This window comes from Helicobacter equorum (genome assembly GCF_900198655.1).
In the GTDB taxonomy this organism is placed as follows: domain Bacteria; phylum Campylobacterota; class Campylobacteria; order Campylobacterales; family Helicobacteraceae; genus Helicobacter_F; species Helicobacter_F equorum.
The window spans coordinates 21,407-38,882 of sequence record NZ_FZPO01000012.1 but is presented as its reverse complement, the minus strand read 5'-3'; the positions used below and the strand labels follow the sequence as shown (position 1 = coordinate 38,882).

Genomic DNA, 17,476 nt, shown 5'->3' with positions numbered 1-17,476 from the left:
TTTCAATAATACCTAGAATATCTTCAACTTCTAGCACGATGTATTCTTCATTGTCTAGTTTGACTTCGCTACCTTTGTATTTCTCAAACATAACAACTTGATCTTTTTTGAGTGCTGGACATTCTTTAGTGACTTTTTCACCCAAAGCTTTAATTTTTCCCATAAGAGGCTTTTCTTTGGCATTGTCTGGGATAATAATGCCTGAGCTTGTTTTAGTATCTTCTTCTAATCTCTGTATGAGAACTCTCTCTCCAAGCGGTGTGAATTTCATAATTTCTCCTTGTGAGTAATGTAAATAATTAGCACTTAAAAAACTTAAGTGCGATAATTTTAATAGATTTTATTAAATAAGTCAATATTTTATAGTAAATGAATAAATAAAGTTTAGTATAAAAGACTAAACTTTATTATGTTAAAATATTTAAAGTTTTAACATATATGACATAACAAGAAGCTTATTCTTCTATATAATTTTTGAGTTTTCGCCCTACTTTTGGATGTTTTAGCTTCTTTATTGCGCTAGATTCTATTTGGCGCACACGCTCACGCGTTACATTTAGTTCTTTACCAATTTCTTCTAGTGTTCTATCACTTTCATCATCAAGTAACCCAAAACGCATTCTAATAACCGCTCTTTCACGATCGTTAAGTTGATCTAATACCTCATAAATTTGTGCTTTTAAGTCTTCTTTTAGGATAAAATCCATAGGTCCCATAGAACTTTTATCCTCGACAAAATCCCCAAATTTTCCATCATCATCATTTCCTATAGGCGCATCAAGACTTATTGGTTCTTTGGTAATCTTAATCACATTCTTAACTTTATCTACAGGAAGTCCAACCTCTTGAGCGATAAATTCTACATCTGGCTCTTTTCCATGTTCTTGCATATACTTACGCATAATTTTATGGATTCTATTGATTGTTTCTATCATATGGATAGGGATTCTAATCGTGCGTGCTTGATCGGCAATTGCACGAGAAATAGCTTGCCTAATCCACCAAGTCGCATATGTCGAAAATTTAAAGCCCTTTTTGTATTCAAATTTATCAACAGCTTTCATAAGCCCTATATTGCCCTCTTGTATAAGATCCAAAAATGGCAATCCACGATTTGTATAGCGCTTGGCGATACTCACCACAAGACGCAGGTTTGATCGCGCCATTTTTGCTTTTGCTTTATCGGAGATATTTTTACCCCGCTTTATTTGCTCAAGAATCTCTTTTAATTTTTCTGGCTCAAGATTAAAGCCTCCTTCACTCGCTTCTTTTGTCTGAAAAAGTTTCTTAAGCTCGATATACACACTTATCATAGTTGTTTCTGGCACTGCAGCAGCAATCTCCTCGCGACTCATATTTGTGATGTTTTCTAAGATTTTTTTATGATTACTTACAAGTGCCTCATTAAAAAGAGGTAGTTTATATTCAAGTCTTTTTAATTCCTTCTCAAAACCATCGCCACTTTTTAGGGTATTTTCCATTGCTTTAACAAGCTCATTTATAAGTTTACTTGTTGGTCCTAAATCTAGTAATTTTTCTTTGAGAATCTGTTTTTTATGCGCCAAAAGCAAAATATAAACAAGTTCATCTTCATCTTTTTGTGCCTCTTCCTCTTGAGCGTTTAATACTTTAAGCCAATCTCTTTTTGCCTTATCAAGTGCTTTAAAATTCTCCAACACTTTTTCTATGCGTTTTTGATCCTTCTTATTGATTGGCTTTTTAGTAGCAGAATCTTCTTCATTTTCAAGCTCATCAATTTCTTCTTCAGAATCTTCCTCTTCTTCATCTTCAAAACTTTTAAAAAGTTCCTTGACACGTCGCTCACGATTTATGAGTGCATCTTTGTAATCATAAATAAAATCAATCAAATATGGCACCGAACAAATCGCATCAAGTATCGTGCTTTCACCTAATTCAATCTTTTTAGAAAGATCAACTTCCTCTTCTTTCGTCAAAAGCGGAATCTGCCCCATTTCACGCAGATACATTCGCACTGGACTATCACTTCTACTCCATTCTAATAACTCTCGCTCTTTGGCAAAGTCAAATTCATCTTCAAGTTCATCATCAATGATTTTTTTACGCTCTTCTTGCGATTTTATTTGATCTTCCATATTGAGTTTTTTTGCCGCTTCAGAGGAACTTAACAATTCTTTTTTATATTTTTTAGCCATTTCTCTAATCTTGCGCACTTGTGCTGCACTTGGTGCTTTGGCAAGAATTTGTGCAATTTTTTCATATGTAACATAACTACTCTCTTCTTCTTTAAAAAATGTCTCTAAATTTTGCATAACCTCTTTGGCTTTTTTGTTTTGTTTATCAGCAACTTGGGGCATATCACCATCTAAATTCATATCTATATCTTTTTCATCATCAAACATTTCTTTTGTCATCACAATTCCTTTGCAAAAAGTTTTTAGTCCCTAACATCGATATTTTTGTAAATTTTTGTAGAATCTACTTCAAATCTGCCCAATTATCTCCCACACTCACACTACATTTAAGTGGCACTAAAAGTGTGTAAATAGAATTCATAAGAGATTCTATGTGAGGTAAAAACTCCTCAACTTTTGATTCTGGAGCTTGAAAAATCAACTCATCATGCACTTGTAAAAGCATTTGTAATTCACTATTTTGGTAATTTTGATAAATTTTATACATACATAGTTTAATCAGATCGGCTGCGCTACCTTGAAAAATGCAATTTATGCCCTCACGGATATAATTTGCCTTCATAAATTCCGTAGCATCGCTAAAATCAAAATATCGTCTGCGCCCTAGAAGGGTTTGTGTATAACCATTTTCAAGCAAAAATTCTTTTTGATTATGTAGATAGTCTTTAACCGTTGGAAAAAGTTTGAAATAACTTTCAATATATTCTTTTGCTTCCTTGTGAGTGATTTTTAGTGTTTCACTAAGTTTACGCGCACCCATACCATAAATAAGCCCAAAATTAATCGTTTTGGCAATAAAGCGCTTATTGTGTGCTTGAGCTTCACCAAAAAGTCGCAAAGCTGTTTCATAGTGTATATCTTTTTGCCGCTTAAAAGCTTCTATAAGATGTGAATCTTGACTAAAATGTGCAAGAAGTCGCAATTCTATTTGAGAATAATCCACACTAATCAATTTATATCCCTCTTTTGCTATAAATCCTTTACGAATCTTGCGACCATATTCACTACGAACGGGGATATTTTGGAGATTTGGAGATTTGGAGCTTAAGCGTCCTGTTACGGTGCCTGTCTGTAAAAATGAAGTATAAATTTTATGTTCAATATTTTTATTAGCATATTTTAAAAGTGGCTCAATGTAGGTATTTTTTAATTTATTCATTTCACGATAATCAAGCACAAGTGGTATGATGGGGTGAGAATGGGCTATATTGCTTAATGTGCGTTCATCTGTGCTAAGTCCCCCTTTGACACTACGCCCACTTTGTAATCCAAGCTTAGTAAAAAGAATTTGGGAGAGTTGCTGTGGGGAATTAATGTTAAAATTTTCTCCCGCATATTCATAGAGTTGCTGTGTGAGAGAATGTAAAATCTTTGTAAAATCTTTATTATATTCTCGAAATAATGTCGTATCAATCTTGATACCTTCCATCTCCATTTGCACCAAAACATTTACAAAAGGAAATTCTAACTCTCTAGCAAGTTCTAAAATAGATTTAAGTCCTCTTTGTTCAAATTCTTGTTTCAAACGTTTATACAAACAATATGTTGCTACTGCATCTTCAGCAGCGTATTGTGAAGCAAGATTTACATCTACATTTGCAAAAGTTTGCTTTTTATCTACAATCTCTTCAAAACTAATCATCTTATGCCCAAACCATTGTAACATTTGTTTATCAAGTCCCACTGGTTTTGCACTATCTAAAAGCCAAGCTAAAACCATCGTATCAATAATGGTATTTTGGGGTTTAATACCAAAATTATGATATACAAGTGCTATATCAAATTTAAGATTATGCCCTATAAGTGTATGAGAAAAAATATTTTCCAAAGCAATTTTGGCACTTTGTTTATCTATTTGTGTCTGGACACCTAAATAAGTATGCCCCAATGGCACATAATAACCCTTATGTCCATCGATACTAAAGCTAAAGCCCACAATATTTGCTTCTTTAGTATCAAGTCCATCACTTTCAGTATCAAAAGCTATAAGCGCATCTTTTGGTATAGATTGTATAAGTGTAAAAAGTGTGGATTGTGAATCTATCATTATGTATTCATATATAAAAGTGCTAGATTGTGAAATTTGTTGCGAAAACACAGCATTCTTAAAACTTGGAGCGGTAGAGAGAGAATTATATTTTGGACCTTGAATCTTTGTAAGAATCCCATTAAATTCATATTTATGCAATGCATCAACAATTTCTAAAAGCGGATTTTGACTTGGCATTGCACATTGGGCAAAATCTATCTCTAATGGAATATCTTTTACTAAAGTTACAAGAGATTTTGCAAGAAATGCTTCATCCTTAGAATCCAAAATAATTCTTTGTAACCGCGGAGTTAAAACTTGGGCTATCTCATCACTTCGTTGATATAAAGATTCTAGATTCTGAAAATGTTTGATAAGTTTTTGTGCGCTTTTAGCACCTATACCTTTGATACCTGCAACATTATCACTACTATCTCCAACAAGACTTTGATAATCAATAAACTCACAAGGCAAAACACCAAATTTTTCCTGACATTGCTCCTCATGTATTTCTATTTTTTTTATGGGATCATAGATATAAGTTTGTGAATCTATAAGTTGATATAAATCTTTATCATGACTAATGATACGCACATTTAAACCCCTTTTATGTGCTAAAACACTTGTAGAAGCGATTACATCATCAGCTTCATATCCATCTACACTTAGATTTACAAAACCCATTTTTTGAATCCACTCAATTGCAATAGGAAGTTGTAAAAGTAGTTCTTTTGGGACTTCTTGGCGATTTTGTTTATAACGCGGATCAAGAATCTTTCGACGATTTTTACCCTGTCCTTCTAGGGCAAAAAGGATATAATCACAATTCTTATCTTTATAAAGATTGTTTAAAAGATTACAAAATCCTAATAAAAGACCTGTGGGAAAGCCTTCTTTATTTTTTAATGGTGGCAGGGCATAAAAAGAACGAAAAAAAAACCCAAAAGTATCTATGATTGTGAGAGTTTTCATCTATACATCTAGGTGTTTGACATTCTTTGCATTATTTTGGATATATAATCTTCGAGGTTCAACTTCATCACCCATAAAGAGTGTGAAAACCTCATCAGCACTCACATCATCCTCTAAACTCACACGAAGGAGCGTTCTATTGGCTGGAGTCATCGTTGTTTCCCAAAGTTGTTCTGGATTCATTTCTCCCAAACCTTTATATCTTTGGATATAAGCATCTTTTTTGGCGCTAGATTCTATCTCTTCAAGTAATGCAATAGGATCTTTATCTTGTAAAAAGCTTAACCCCCTATCTTGGATATTTTTATAAACTGATAAGCCTTCTTTAAAAAAATTATTACTCCATAGATTCTCATCAATCAAAAGCTCCACAAGTCCTACACGAGTTTGCACATAAAGTCGCAAATGCATTTGTGTAATTTCCTTATTCAAAATATTACACTTTTGTGTTTGCAGAAACTTTTCAAGCTCTATAAAAAGCTTTTGATATTCATTAGTATGAATCTGTGGATTTTGGATAAGAAATTTTATAGCTTCAAGCATTGGATATTGCTTCTCAAGTTCCTTTAATACAAAACGATAATGAGAAATATATTTTAAAATCTCTAAAAGTTCGGTATTCCCTATACCCTCAAACTCAAAATTTCCAATCCCATTTTCAATGAGATATTCACTCAATGCTTTTTCATCTTTTAAATACACCTCTTTTTTACCTTTTTTGAATCTAAAAAGTGGTGGTTGGGCAATATAAATATGTCCATTTTGGATAAGTGGTTTAAGATAACGATAAAAAAATGTCATTAAAAGTGTTTGAATATGGCTACCATCAACATCAGCATCAGTCATAATGATAATTTTGTGATAACGCAATTTTTCGATAGCAAACTCATCACCTATACCACACCCAAAGGCTGTAATCATATTTTTGATTTCATCAGATTTTAGAATCTTATCAAGGCGAGATTTTTCGACATTGAGAATCTTTCCACGCAATGGTAAAATCGCTTGATATCCTCTATCACGACCTTGCTTTGCACTACCACCTGCAGAATCCCCTTCCACGAGATAAATTTCAGATTCGGTTGGATCTTTACTTTGACAATCTGCGAGTTTTCCTGGTAATGTGCCTACAGAAAAACTTTCTTTTTTGCGTGTTAAATCTCTTGCTTTTTTGGCAGCTTCACGACCACGAGCTGCCATAATAGCTTTTTGCATAATCGCTTTTGCATCATTTGGATTTTCTTCAAAAAATTTATTGAGTTTTTCGTAGGTAAGCTTTTGGACTATAGGTTTAACAAATGAACTTCCTAATTTACCCTTTGTTTGTCCCTCAAATTGCGGTTCAATTACTTTTGTCGAAACGATGGCTACTAAACCTTCGCGGACATCATCACCTGTAACTTTAGAATCTTTTTCACGTGCATTTGCATTAGCCTCGATATAATTCACAATTACTCTAGAAAGCCCTGCTCTAAAACCTGCTTCGTGTGTTCCACCCTCTGGAGTGCGTATATTATTCACAAAACTTAAAACTTTCTCATCATATCCATCATTATAGGCTAAAGCAATTTCTACTTCTACATCTTGATCATTGGTTTCAAAATTAATAATTTGGGAGACTAAAGGCTTATGATTTAAATCTTGAACAAATTGTAAAAGCCCACCTTCAAAATGATAAACTTCTTGCACACCACTTCGTTCATCAAAAAATGTGATAGTAATGTTCTTATTTAAATAAGCAATCTCTTTAAAACGACGCGCTAAAGTCTCTTTATTAAACTCTAGCACTTCCATAATTTCACCATCTGGGAAAAATTCTATTGTCGTGCCTTGCTCATTTGTTTTACCAATAATTTCTAATTCTGATTGTGGAATACCTTTGGCAAATTCTTGGCGATAGATATTGCCATCTTTTTTGATAGTCATAATCAATCTAGAAGAAAGAGCATTAACTACTGATACACCCACACCATGCAAACCACCAGAAACTTTATAAGAATCTTGGTCAAACTTTCCACCTGCATGTAAGATTGTCAAGACAACGGTAGCAGTTGGAATATTTTCTGTAGGATGAATATCTACTGGAATTCCTCGTCCATTATCTTCTATAATAGCGCTACCTTCGTTTGTCAATGTTATTTTAATTGTATCACAAAAACCTGCCATAGCTTCATCGATGGAATTATCCACAACTTCATAAACCATATGGTGTAATCCACCAATATTGGTATCACCAATATACATTCCCGGTCGTTTTCTAACGGCTTCAAGTCCTTTTAGGACTTTAATATTCTTCCCACTATAGTTTTGCATACTTTGCTAACTCCCTACAATGCTATAAAATAATAGGCATAATGATTGTGCTAAAGTTATTATCTATAAGAGTTAATGGAGAATTTTGTTCATTAAGTGCCATAGTAAATTCTGCTGAATCTACTTGTGCCAAAAAATCTGTAATATTTTTAGAATCTACACCAAATGTGAATTCTTCTTGCATACCTGTTTGAATATCAATTTGTGTGCTTGCTTTATGATTTCTGTCGCTAATAGATTCAAAAAGGATCTCATTAGTATTAAGTGTGATTTTAATTTTACTTGATAAAGAACTTACAACCTTAATAGATTCAATAAATTTATCTTTTGGAAGTTTGAGAGTATTTTTAAAGCTTTTTAGGATAATTTTTTCATAATCTGGGTATTTAGCATTGATAACCTTACTAAAGAATAGATAAGTTGGGGATTTGATAATAATGTATGTTGTGTTAAAAAAGATTTCTATGTTATCAACAAAAAGCTTTTGAATCTCATTCATGGCGCGTTTAGGAATGATAAGAGAAAGTGTGTTGATACCTTGTGTGTCGTATTTAACGATAGCAAGGCGTCTTGTATCTGTAGCTACAAAATTTATAGAATATTCTTTGATGTCTAAAAAAGCGCCATTTAACTCGAATTTGGCATTATTTGTTTCAGCAGTTGAGTTGATTTTTTTGATTGAACTAAGAAATTTATGAGATTCTATATTAATTTGTTGAGATTGGGAAAATTCTGGGAGACTTGGAAACTCATGCACGTTAAACATTTGGAGACTTGATTTTGATCGTCCTTGTTTTATAATAAGTAAATCATCTTGTGTTTCAAGTGTAACATCACCTTCTTTAAGGTTTTTGATAAAATTTAAAATATCTCGTCCGTTTGCAGTAGCTTTGCCTTCTTCTTGTGCTTGAATTTCTATCTGGGATTGAATAGCTACTTCATAATCTGTAGCTCTTAAAATCAATGTATCATTTATACATTCAAAATAAATGTGTGAAGTGATTTGTGAAATATCTCGTTTTTCTAAAAAGCTTTGGAAGTTTGAGAGTATGATCTCAAAAGGTGTTTTTGAAATGCTAAGTTTCATCATAGCCCCTTTTTATGTAAATAATTTTTAGTAGTAGTAGTAGAGTTTGTGAAAATGTGAAATATTTTTATTTTTGCCTATTTTGGCGACTTTTTCAGTCAAAAATATTTCACAATGCTTTATTATATTTTTCACATTTATTCCCATCTCTTACTCGAAAAAGCGCTAAATTATACCTAAAATTGTTTTGGTGTTGCTTTAAACTTGTGGGATATTGTCGTTTTTTATGTTGTTTTCTATTTCTTCAACGACATTTTTGAGATTTTCATCTTCTTTTATAGCTTCTTCCATAGCTTTTATTGCTTTACTTACAGAGCTATGGTCTTTCATATTAAGTTCATTAGCAATGAGTGGCATAGAATTATGCGTAAGTTTTCGTGTGAGATATGTTGCGATTCTGCGTGCTTTGGCTATACGCTGATTTTTTCCTTTTGAAGTTATTTCACTTGGTTTAATGTTAAGTTCCTTGCCTACAAAAAAGAGAATCTTATCTATTGTGATATTTTCTGATATGTCTCTTTGGTATGTTTTCATCACACTTGTGGCAATTTCAATTTTTTTGACATCTGGGTTTAGGTTGGATTGGAGGTTGATATTTTGGATAATTCCTAGAATCTGTCTGGAGTTATCAAGTTTGGTGGCGATAAAGTTGATTGTTTCATCATCAAGGACGATAGAATTTAGATTACATTTTGAGCGGATAATCTCTTTTTTTGTATCTAAATCGGTTTTTTCAATTTCTATGACTATTCCCCCTTCAAACCGCGAACGCAACCTTTCCTCTAAACCTCGAATCTTTTTTGGTGGTTGATCACTTGTCATAACGATTTGTTTTCTTTCTTGATGCAGGGCATTAAAGGTATTATGGAATTCTTCACAAATTTGATCTTTACCTCCAAAAAATTGGACATCATCAATCAGCAAATAATCACATTTTCTATAGATATTGCGAAATGTATCCATTGTCCTATTATGTAAGCGTAGTTGAAAATCGTTTAGAAATTGTTCAGCAGTAACTAAAATCACTTTTTCATTTTTTTCTCTCACAGAATTTGCAATGGCATTTAGTAAATGCGTTTTACCTACACCGGTATGACCATAGATAAGCAAAGGATTAATGCGTCCTCGGATCTCTACGACTTTTTGACAAGAATCCCACGCAAGATGATTAGATTTTCCCACCACAAAGTTTTCAAAAGTTTCTTGATAATTAATGTGTGCTTGTTGGGAAGATTCAGAATTTTTTGCATTTTTATTGTTTTTTAAACTTTTCACAACATTTGTGAATTTTTTTGTTTTTATGTGAATTTTTGGCGGGATACCTGTGATTTCTTGGGCACAAGATATGAGCTTATCAAGATAATGTATTTCAATCCAATCTGCCACAATACTATTTGGTGCATAAAAGACCAGTAAATCGTCTCTGGAGGCGTTTTCATCGAATTCTAGAATCTTAAAATATGTATTATATTCGTGTTGAGATATTTCTTTTTTAAGTTGATCTAATATATCATTAATGTTCATAAAATGCCTTTCTTGATACATCTGTGGATTGTGGAAAAATATGTGAAAAATATGTGAAAAGTTGCTGAAATCATAAAAAAAAAAACTTTTAAAATGGATTAAAGATGCAAATTTTAGGGATAGACCCAGGAACAAGAAATTGTGGTTATGCAGTTATTGATTATACAAATAATACGTTAAAGCTTATTGAAGCAGGATTTATTAAGATTAAAGAGCGTGTTTTACAAGCTCAAATTGTAGAATTTATAGAGGGGCTTGATATTATATTACAGACACATAAAATTGATGAGGTGGCTATAGAAGATATGTTTTATGCCTATAATCCAAAGAGTGTTATTAAACTTGCTCAATTTCGTGGGGCATTGAGTTTAAAGATTTTACAAGATTTTGGCAATTTTGCAGAATATACACCATTGCAAGTCAAAAAGGCTCTTACAGGCAATGGCAAGGCAGATAAAACACAAGTAGCTTTTATGGTGAAACGTCTTTTGCATATCAAGGGTGAGATTAAACCCCTTGATATTACCGATGCTATAGCTGTGGCGATCACACACTCACAGCGTTTAAAATAGCTCTAAAAGATCACGATACCTTGTTGAGATGAATCAGATAAATCTTGTTGTAAAGATTGTGGAGTGAGATTTTCAGAAGTACTAAAGACAATCTCAAAACTTTGAATCTTTTGAAAACTTCCATTTTTAAGAATATAAGCTCCTATTGTATATATGTCATTATTTTTAGAATCTACCCCTTGCACCCATATGAGATTACTTTGTGGTTTTGCAAATACATTGAACTTAAAAGGTGGTGTGACCTCTTTATAGAGTATAGGAAATTCTAGCACTTCACCATTTTCTACATTCACTGCACCAAGCATTATTTCTGCATTATTTGGCTTAAGTGTGTAGAGAGCATATTTGCCACCAAAATCAATAATACCTCGCTTTAGTGCTTCTTGTAGACCACCCTCACAATTTATACAGCTTTCATCAGCTTTCATAAATTGTCCTTGATACATAGTTGCAGGGTATTCTTGAAATTGTGGAATTTGGTGTGTTTTATAAAAAATATCTTGTGTAATGACAGAATCTAGTGTAGATTCTTGAGTGGATTGTTCTAGATTCTGTGTTTGTGTTGAATCTATATCTTGAGAATCTTGTGGAGTGTATTGATTGGGGATAAATTTTTGTTCATGTGTGTGTTTATATATTTTAGAAATGCCCACACCTATGCCCACTCCCATGCAGATTAGTAAGAGTAATGAGAGATTTTTTTTCATTTTTACCCTTTATTTTCTCTTGGTTTTGTTTTTAATCTTGCACAAATTCTTTGATACACTTTGCGTGTAGCACAGGGTTAAATTCTATAATTTCATACGATGCAGCATTATTGAGGTAATAAGGATCATTGTGTGTAAAAGCAATAGCTGTATCCTTGCTTGCAAAATGCCCTATAATGCAGCCGCCTATTTTTGGATTCTGTGGACCAGAGACAAGCAAAAATCCTGCATCATAGCCTTTTTGTAAATATGCACGATGTTCTGCCAAAATCTGCTCAATTTCATGTATGGGTTTTGTGTAAGTTACCAAAATACAAAAAAGATTTTTCATTTTTGCTCCCTGTTATATGATTTAAGATTTCAAAAGCAAATATTGTGCGCTTTTATCTTTATGCAAGCTTTGTGTGCAAAATATCTCATCACCAACACGCACTTTGTATTCTACGCCATCTTGCGTTTTAGCATAGCCTAACACAATTTGTGCACTTAAGAGTTTATCTTCTTTGGATGCATTTTTTTCAATAAGCCCTATAGGTCCTACAGAATCTAACAAGATAATTTGCTCCATCATTGGATTTGGTGCTTGGAGTTTTTTATTTTCTTCTTCATTTCGCCCAATCACACACCTAGCACCATTTTCTAACACCATATACCGCCCTACTTTTATCATCTCTACATCTTCAAAAATCATTTTTCTATGAGCCGTGAGATCTTTGATTTTAAGCGCAATAGAATCTTGAGTTAGCAAGCAACCACCACCAGGCTTTTCATAATATTTAAACCCATAAGCCTTTATCATTTCTAATTGTCTTGTGCGTCCCCGCCCATTGATATCTAAGAGTTTTTCACGATCTACCCAGCCCATTTTTTCAGGAAAACTTGGTGTAAGAAGTTTGGCACTCATTGGGCGCAAAAGTAATTCATCAAGAGTTTTTGGTTTATTTGGATCACTGCCATCACGACTAAGAATTTTGTCAAATTTGGGATCTTTGCCAATCTCACGCACGAGTTTTTTTACCTCATCGAGTGCTTGGGCGCGTTGAGATTTTGGTCGTTGCCCTAGCACTTCACCACTAATGACAAAATCTGCGCCACATTCAAGCAAATATGAAAAGGCATTACCAAACATATTAGCATGACAATCAATGCAGGGATTAAAATATTTTCCGTACCCATATTTTGGCTTAAAAAGCACAGAATCAAAAAACTGCTTTTTAATATCAATAATTTTAAGTTCCACAGGGATTTGTGCTGTAGCATTTTTGAAATACTCTAGTTTATCTTTGTTGCCACCAAACCCTATATTAAAATGCACAGCAATAACTTCTATGCCTTGATCTTTGAGTAGTTTCATAGCGATGAGGCTATCACAACCTCCACTAAAGAGTGCTAATGCTTTTTTCATAACTGATAAGTTCTCCTTTTGTAAGTTTAGTTATTTTGTCTTTAAGTGTGTTAATAGATTCTAGTTTTTGCTTGGTATGAATATTAAGCCTTGGTATGAGTGCTAGATCTTTTTTGTATGCTTTTAACACGAGAAGTTTTATATGTTCCTTAAACTCTTGGAGTGTTTGGAGTTTTTTAATGTTTTCATCAATAAGCAATGGGCGAAAATAAGGATTTTTTGTAATATCCTCATCGGTGTTTTGGTCTTGCAAAAGTAAAAGATATTCTCTAGTGTGATGTTCAAAGATATTTGGTTCCAGATATTCTGCTGCGATATTAATCCACTCTGGATTTTCTAGTAATGTGCGTATTAGCACACTTTCGGCGAGATATTTTTGTGAATCTTGGTGCAAAATAACTTCTTGCTTGGTGTTGTGTCGATGGATTTTGATGAGGTTTGGCGCTATGCGTAATCGCTGAGCAATAAAAGGTACATATTCTGCTTGAAGTAATGGCGTAAGTGTCTTGGTAAAAGCTGTAATTTCAGTAAGTGCGTGTTGTTTTTGGAGTGGATCAGTGAGAGTATAGTTTGTAATAATTTGTTCGATAACAAATTCTATAAAACTCACTGGATGCATAAATAGTGTTTTGAGTTCTTCAAATTTATTTTGTGCAACCATATCAGCAGGATCAAGATTATTGCCAAAAATAACTACACCACCACCTGCACTAATACTGCTTAGCATTTTAGCAGCCCTAAAGGCAGCATTCATACCGGCTTTGTCGCCATCATAGCTTAGGATTATTTGTGGATCGCCTTTTTTAAGAAGTGGAATATGTTCGTTTGTAAGGGCTGTGCCTAGCGTTGCCACTGCATTTCTAAATCCGGCTTGATGAAGCATTATTACATCAATATATCCTTCACATACAATGATTTTTTTTTCACGATAGATAGATTCTTTAGCCATATGATAACCATAGAGTAATTTTGATTTGTTAAAAATCTTGCTTTGTGGGGAGTTGATATATTTTGCCATTGCATTAGAATCTATGCTACGTCCGCCAAAACCTACGATTTTTCCATTTGGTGAATGGATTGGGAACATGATGCGTTGTGTAAATCGTGCGTATTCTCTCTGTTCATCTTTGCCAATGATACCAAACTCTATAGCTTCTTGTTTGTTGTGGTTGTGATTTGTGTTAATAAATTTCATACTCTCAAAACTTTGAGGACTAAAGCCCAATCGAAAAGATTCTATACTCGCGCTAGAAATTTTACGATTTTGGAGATATTCAAGCATTTGAGGGTTATTGTGGAGTTGTTGTTGATAGAATCTTGCCATATCCTCTAATAAGCTAGATTCATTCTTTTTTTGGTAGTTATTTTCATATTGGAGTTTGAAGTTACTCATTTCTGCTATACGTTCTATTGCTGGAGCAAAATCCAGTTTTTCATATTGCATGACAAAGGCAATACTATCGCCACCTACGCCACAACCATAGCAGTGAAAAATATTTTTTGCAGGACTTACCATAAAGCTTGGTGTTTTTTCATTGTGAAAAGGGCAACAAGCAGAGAAATTACTCCCAGAGCGCTTAAGATCAATATATGAACCAATAATATCCACAATATCTACTTGCTCTTTTAGTCGCTCTATAGAATCTTTGCTAATTCTCATACTTGATACCCCAAAGTTTAAAAGCTATATTGGATATATGCTTTCCCAAAACTTCTATTTATAGTGCCTGTTTGCTCATCTTTGTGATTTTCTAACATATAAACACCAATAAGCCCAAGATCTAAATCAAGCGTTGCAGAATAGCGCATCCCTAGAGAATAGGCGCTTTGCGTTCTATGTGCGCTACGACTATCGCGACCAAGTATTTCTATCGCACCTTTTGAAAAACCAATGTCTATAAAGCCATAGATTGTATCAGTATGGAGATCATACATATTTGTTGTTTGACTTCCACTATGCATACCACCAGGTTGAATCACCCCAAAACTATTATGCGAGTGATTATGTGCTTCAAAGCGTGAAACAGAACCCATATTGGCTAACTCAAAGACGTCATTTCCTATTTTTTGGTATCCAGCACCAAACTCTAGAGAGTTTTTATAAGCAATGCTTTGTTCCAACCACACAAGGAATGTATCACCTCCGTTACCCCTGATATGTCCGTGCCCATCATGACTCTCATGATCGTGATCCTGATGCATGGCACCTGAAAATGCAGAATTTAGGTATGCATAATGCACAAGTGTTGAAGTATGCCAACTATTAATTCTTCCAAATGAAAGTATAATCTTGCCTCCAAAGACATCAAAAAAATCTTGCATATGATATACAAATGGTGCAAATTCAACAAAGGGTAGAGTGAGGCTTAATCCCCCCACAAAAAGATCTTTGTTGTCATACATATCTTGATAAAAATTAAAATCTGTAGAAAATTCTCGTGTTATATGGGCTTGTTCATCTACCCAAAGCCCATAGAGTTTCACATAAGGATTTTGTATGTAACCATATGCACCTTGCAATGAGTGAGCCACCCAATCAAACTCATCCTCAAATCTTCCGGCTTTGATTCCAAAGTCTATGTTTTCAAATTTTTTTTCAAAGGCTATATAGGCGTTATTTGTGATAAACTTTGATCCTATATATTCGTAGGGCGTGCCTTCAAAATTTGTATCCATACTAAATGGCACAAATGCAGCAATACCGAGTCCAAAATCTAGTGTTTCAAAAGCTTGTGCTTTCATGAGCATATGTGAATACAGCATTGAGTATGAATCTCGTCTCGCATTGTTCTGTGTTGAAGCAAATGCCGAGCTTTTGCCAAAAATTCCAACATCGGCGTGAAATTCCACAGGATTACTGCCATGATGATGGTGATGATGCCCAAGTTCAACATCCATATTTTGCGCATTTGCATAAAGTTCAAAACCTCCAAAGATTCCCAAAGTTGCTAGTGTTAAAATGTGTTTTTTCATCCTTACTCCTTTGTGTTTGCATTTTAGAATTTTTACAAGCAATTTTACATTTTATCATTCTAAGAGATTATTCTTTTTGTCTCATTATTTTCACCTCCAATCTTTTAAGTTTAGATTCTAAATCCTCATATCCCCTATCTAGGTGATAGATTCTGTGTATATCCGTGCTCCCTTTAGCGATAAGAGCAGCTAATACAAGTGCTGAAGATGCGCGTAAATCTGTCGCCATAACATTCGCCCCTATGAGTGGCTTTACTCCACTTACTTTTGCAATGTTGCCTGAGAGTTTGATATCTGCCCCAAGTCTTTGGAGTTCGCTTACATGCATAAATCGATTTTCAAATAAACGCTCTTCTATTACGCTCACACCCTCGCATTGCGTGGCAAGTGCCATAAATTGCGCTTGCATATCGGTTGGGAATCCGGGGTATTCTGTCGTGATGATTTCAAAGGCATTGCGTTTTTGTGCTGGAAGTATGGTAATGCTAGATTCTGTAATCTCAAAGCTAAAGCCAATTTCTTCTAATTTTTCTAAAACCGCTTGGAGATGTGTATTATCGGTATCGCGTAGCGTAATGCGTGAGTTTGTGATAGCTCCTGCACAAAGATATGTACCAGCTTCTATCCTATCTGGAATCACGCTAAAAGGTTTAAATACAGGAAGTTCACCATCGCTTCCATAGATAGAAATTTCATTGCTACCTATGCCTTCAATTTCTATGCCATTGTGTGCTAATATCTCGCAAAGTTGCACTACTTCAGGTTCTTTGGCAGCATTGATAATACGCGTTTTACCCTTAGCCAAAGCCGCTGCCATAATAACATTTTCACTTCCTGTTACTGAGATTTTGTCAAATAAAATATCTGCACCTTGTAAGCCATTTGGGGCATTAGCGATGATATAGCCACCTTCAATATGGATATGAGCGCCCATTTTTTCCATGGCTTTGAGGTGTAAATCTACAGGACGCGCACCTATGGCACAGCCCCCCGGCAAACTCACCTGACATTTCCTAAAACGCGCTAATAATGGTCCTAGCACTAGGATAGAAGCACGCATTTTACGCACAATATCATAAAGTGCTTTTGTGTGAATGATATTGGCACAATTGATATTAAGTGTATGTGAATCTAGTATCTCTATATGCGCGCCTAAGTGTTCTAAGAGTTTTGAGAGTGTCTTGACATCTGCGACATTTGGTAGATTGGATATACGCACATATTCTTTGCTAAGTAATGTGAGGGCTAAAAGTGGGAGCGCAGCATTTTTGGCTCCTGAAATAGCAACTTCACCGCTCAAGATTGGGGATTGAGTAATGGTAAGATAGTCCATAAGGCACTCCTTTATAGTTTTTCTCTATGTTGTAGGGCACTACCTATTTTGTTTTGGATAGCTTTTGCAATGCTTGGATTTGCGTCTTCTAGCATATCTCGAAATTTTGCCACTTCATCGGCTTCCATAAGGATAGAATTGATTGAAAGGTTATAGATAATATTTAACCATGTATCAAAATCGGGGTTATTTGGAGTACATGTACTAAAGTTTTTGGTAAAAGTTTTGTAGTTTTCTTGTAATTTTTTTTTGTCATCTTTGTGTGCGAGAATCTCTTTGTATAATTCCGCAAGTGGATTTTTTGCTATGGGTTTTTCATCATTTTCAAGCGCTACGCTTAAGAGTCCGGCAAATACAATAGGTAAAGCTAGGATAAACATCACTAGC

General features: G+C 34.3%; 13 protein-coding genes and 1 pseudogene. 1 reads left to right on the top strand and 13 read right to left on the bottom strand.

What is annotated here, in order from left to right:
* Positions 1 to 4 precede the first annotated feature (4 nt).
* From groES to dnaA, 6 genes and pseudogenes are all read right to left on the bottom strand, one after another.
* Positions 5 to 271, bottom strand: a pseudogene (groES, locus tag C6H22_RS02990) (co-chaperone GroES); the annotation flags it as partial.
* A 184-nt stretch (positions 272 to 455) separates the two neighbouring features.
* Entirely contained in the window at positions 456 to 2,336 is a 1,881-nt protein-coding gene (rpoD, locus tag C6H22_RS02985; RefSeq protein ID WP_104693874.1) for an RNA polymerase sigma factor RpoD, read from the bottom strand.
* Between the two features lie 121 nt (positions 2,337 to 2,457).
* A complete protein-coding gene (polA, locus tag C6H22_RS02980; RefSeq protein ID WP_104693857.1) occupies positions 2,458 to 5,175 on the bottom strand; it encodes a DNA polymerase I in 2,718 nt (905 codons plus the stop codon).
* Positions 5,176 to 7,488: a DNA topoisomerase (ATP-hydrolyzing) subunit B gene (gyrB, locus tag C6H22_RS02975; RefSeq protein ID WP_104693856.1), complete on the bottom strand. Its 2,313-nt coding sequence runs from the start codon at positions 7,486 to 7,488 to the stop codon at positions 5,176 to 5,178.
* Between the two features lie 22 nt (positions 7,489 to 7,510).
* Positions 7,511 to 8,575 carry a DNA polymerase III subunit beta gene (gene dnaN, locus C6H22_RS02970; protein ID WP_104693855.1) on the bottom strand — a complete coding sequence of 355 codons (1,065 nt, stop codon included), beginning with the start codon at positions 8,573 to 8,575 and terminating at the stop codon, positions 7,511 to 7,513.
* A gap of 198 nt (positions 8,576 to 8,773) precedes the next feature.
* Complete coding sequence (dnaA, locus tag C6H22_RS02965; RefSeq protein WP_104693854.1) at positions 8,774 to 10,099, bottom strand: chromosomal replication initiator protein DnaA; 1,326 nt, start codon at positions 10,097 to 10,099, stop codon at positions 8,774 to 8,776.
* 104 nt (positions 10,100 to 10,203) lie between these two features.
* On the opposite strand from dnaA, the gene ruvC reads away from it, so the two are divergent.
* Entirely contained in the window at positions 10,204 to 10,671 is a 468-nt protein-coding gene (gene ruvC / locus C6H22_RS02960) for a crossover junction endodeoxyribonuclease RuvC (protein WP_104693853.1), read from the top strand.
* A gap of 2 nt (positions 10,672 to 10,673) precedes the next feature.
* Here the strand turns inward: ruvC and C6H22_RS02955 are convergent, their stop codons facing one another.
* From C6H22_RS02955 to C6H22_RS02925, 7 genes are all read right to left on the bottom strand, one after another.
* Positions 10,674 to 11,378: a hypothetical protein gene (locus tag C6H22_RS02955; RefSeq protein WP_104693852.1), complete on the bottom strand. Its 705-nt coding sequence runs from the start codon at positions 11,376 to 11,378 to the stop codon at positions 10,674 to 10,676.
* A 31-nt stretch (positions 11,379 to 11,409) separates the two neighbouring features.
* Positions 11,410 to 11,709 (bottom strand): YciI family protein, encoded by a 300-nt coding sequence (locus C6H22_RS02950; protein WP_104693851.1) that lies wholly within the window; start codon positions 11,707 to 11,709, stop codon positions 11,410 to 11,412.
* A gap of 21 nt (positions 11,710 to 11,730) precedes the next feature.
* The gene (locus C6H22_RS02945; protein WP_104693850.1) at positions 11,731 to 12,783 is read right to left on the bottom strand and encodes a 7-cyano-7-deazaguanine synthase; all 1,053 of its coding nucleotides are present in this window, start codon (positions 12,781 to 12,783) and stop codon (positions 11,731 to 11,733) included.
* Positions 12,758 to 14,443, bottom strand: coding sequence for a DNA primase (dnaG, locus tag C6H22_RS02940; RefSeq protein ID WP_104693849.1), 1,686 nt, complete (start codon positions 14,441 to 14,443; stop codon positions 12,758 to 12,760). Before dnaG ends, C6H22_RS02945 begins: the two co-directional genes overlap by 26 nt.
* Before the next feature lie 17 nt (positions 14,444 to 14,460).
* A complete protein-coding gene (locus C6H22_RS02935; protein ID WP_104693848.1) occupies positions 14,461 to 15,756 on the bottom strand; it encodes an outer membrane family protein in 1,296 nt (431 codons plus the stop codon).
* A 67-nt stretch (positions 15,757 to 15,823) separates the two neighbouring features.
* Complete coding sequence (gene murA, locus C6H22_RS02930) at positions 15,824 to 17,089, bottom strand: UDP-N-acetylglucosamine 1-carboxyvinyltransferase (RefSeq protein ID WP_104693847.1); 1,266 nt, start codon at positions 17,087 to 17,089, stop codon at positions 15,824 to 15,826.
* A gap of 11 nt (positions 17,090 to 17,100) precedes the next feature.
* Complete coding sequence (locus C6H22_RS02925) at positions 17,101 to 17,469, bottom strand: hypothetical protein (protein ID WP_158654604.1); 369 nt, start codon at positions 17,467 to 17,469, stop codon at positions 17,101 to 17,103.
* Positions 17,470 to 17,476 lie beyond the last annotated feature (7 nt).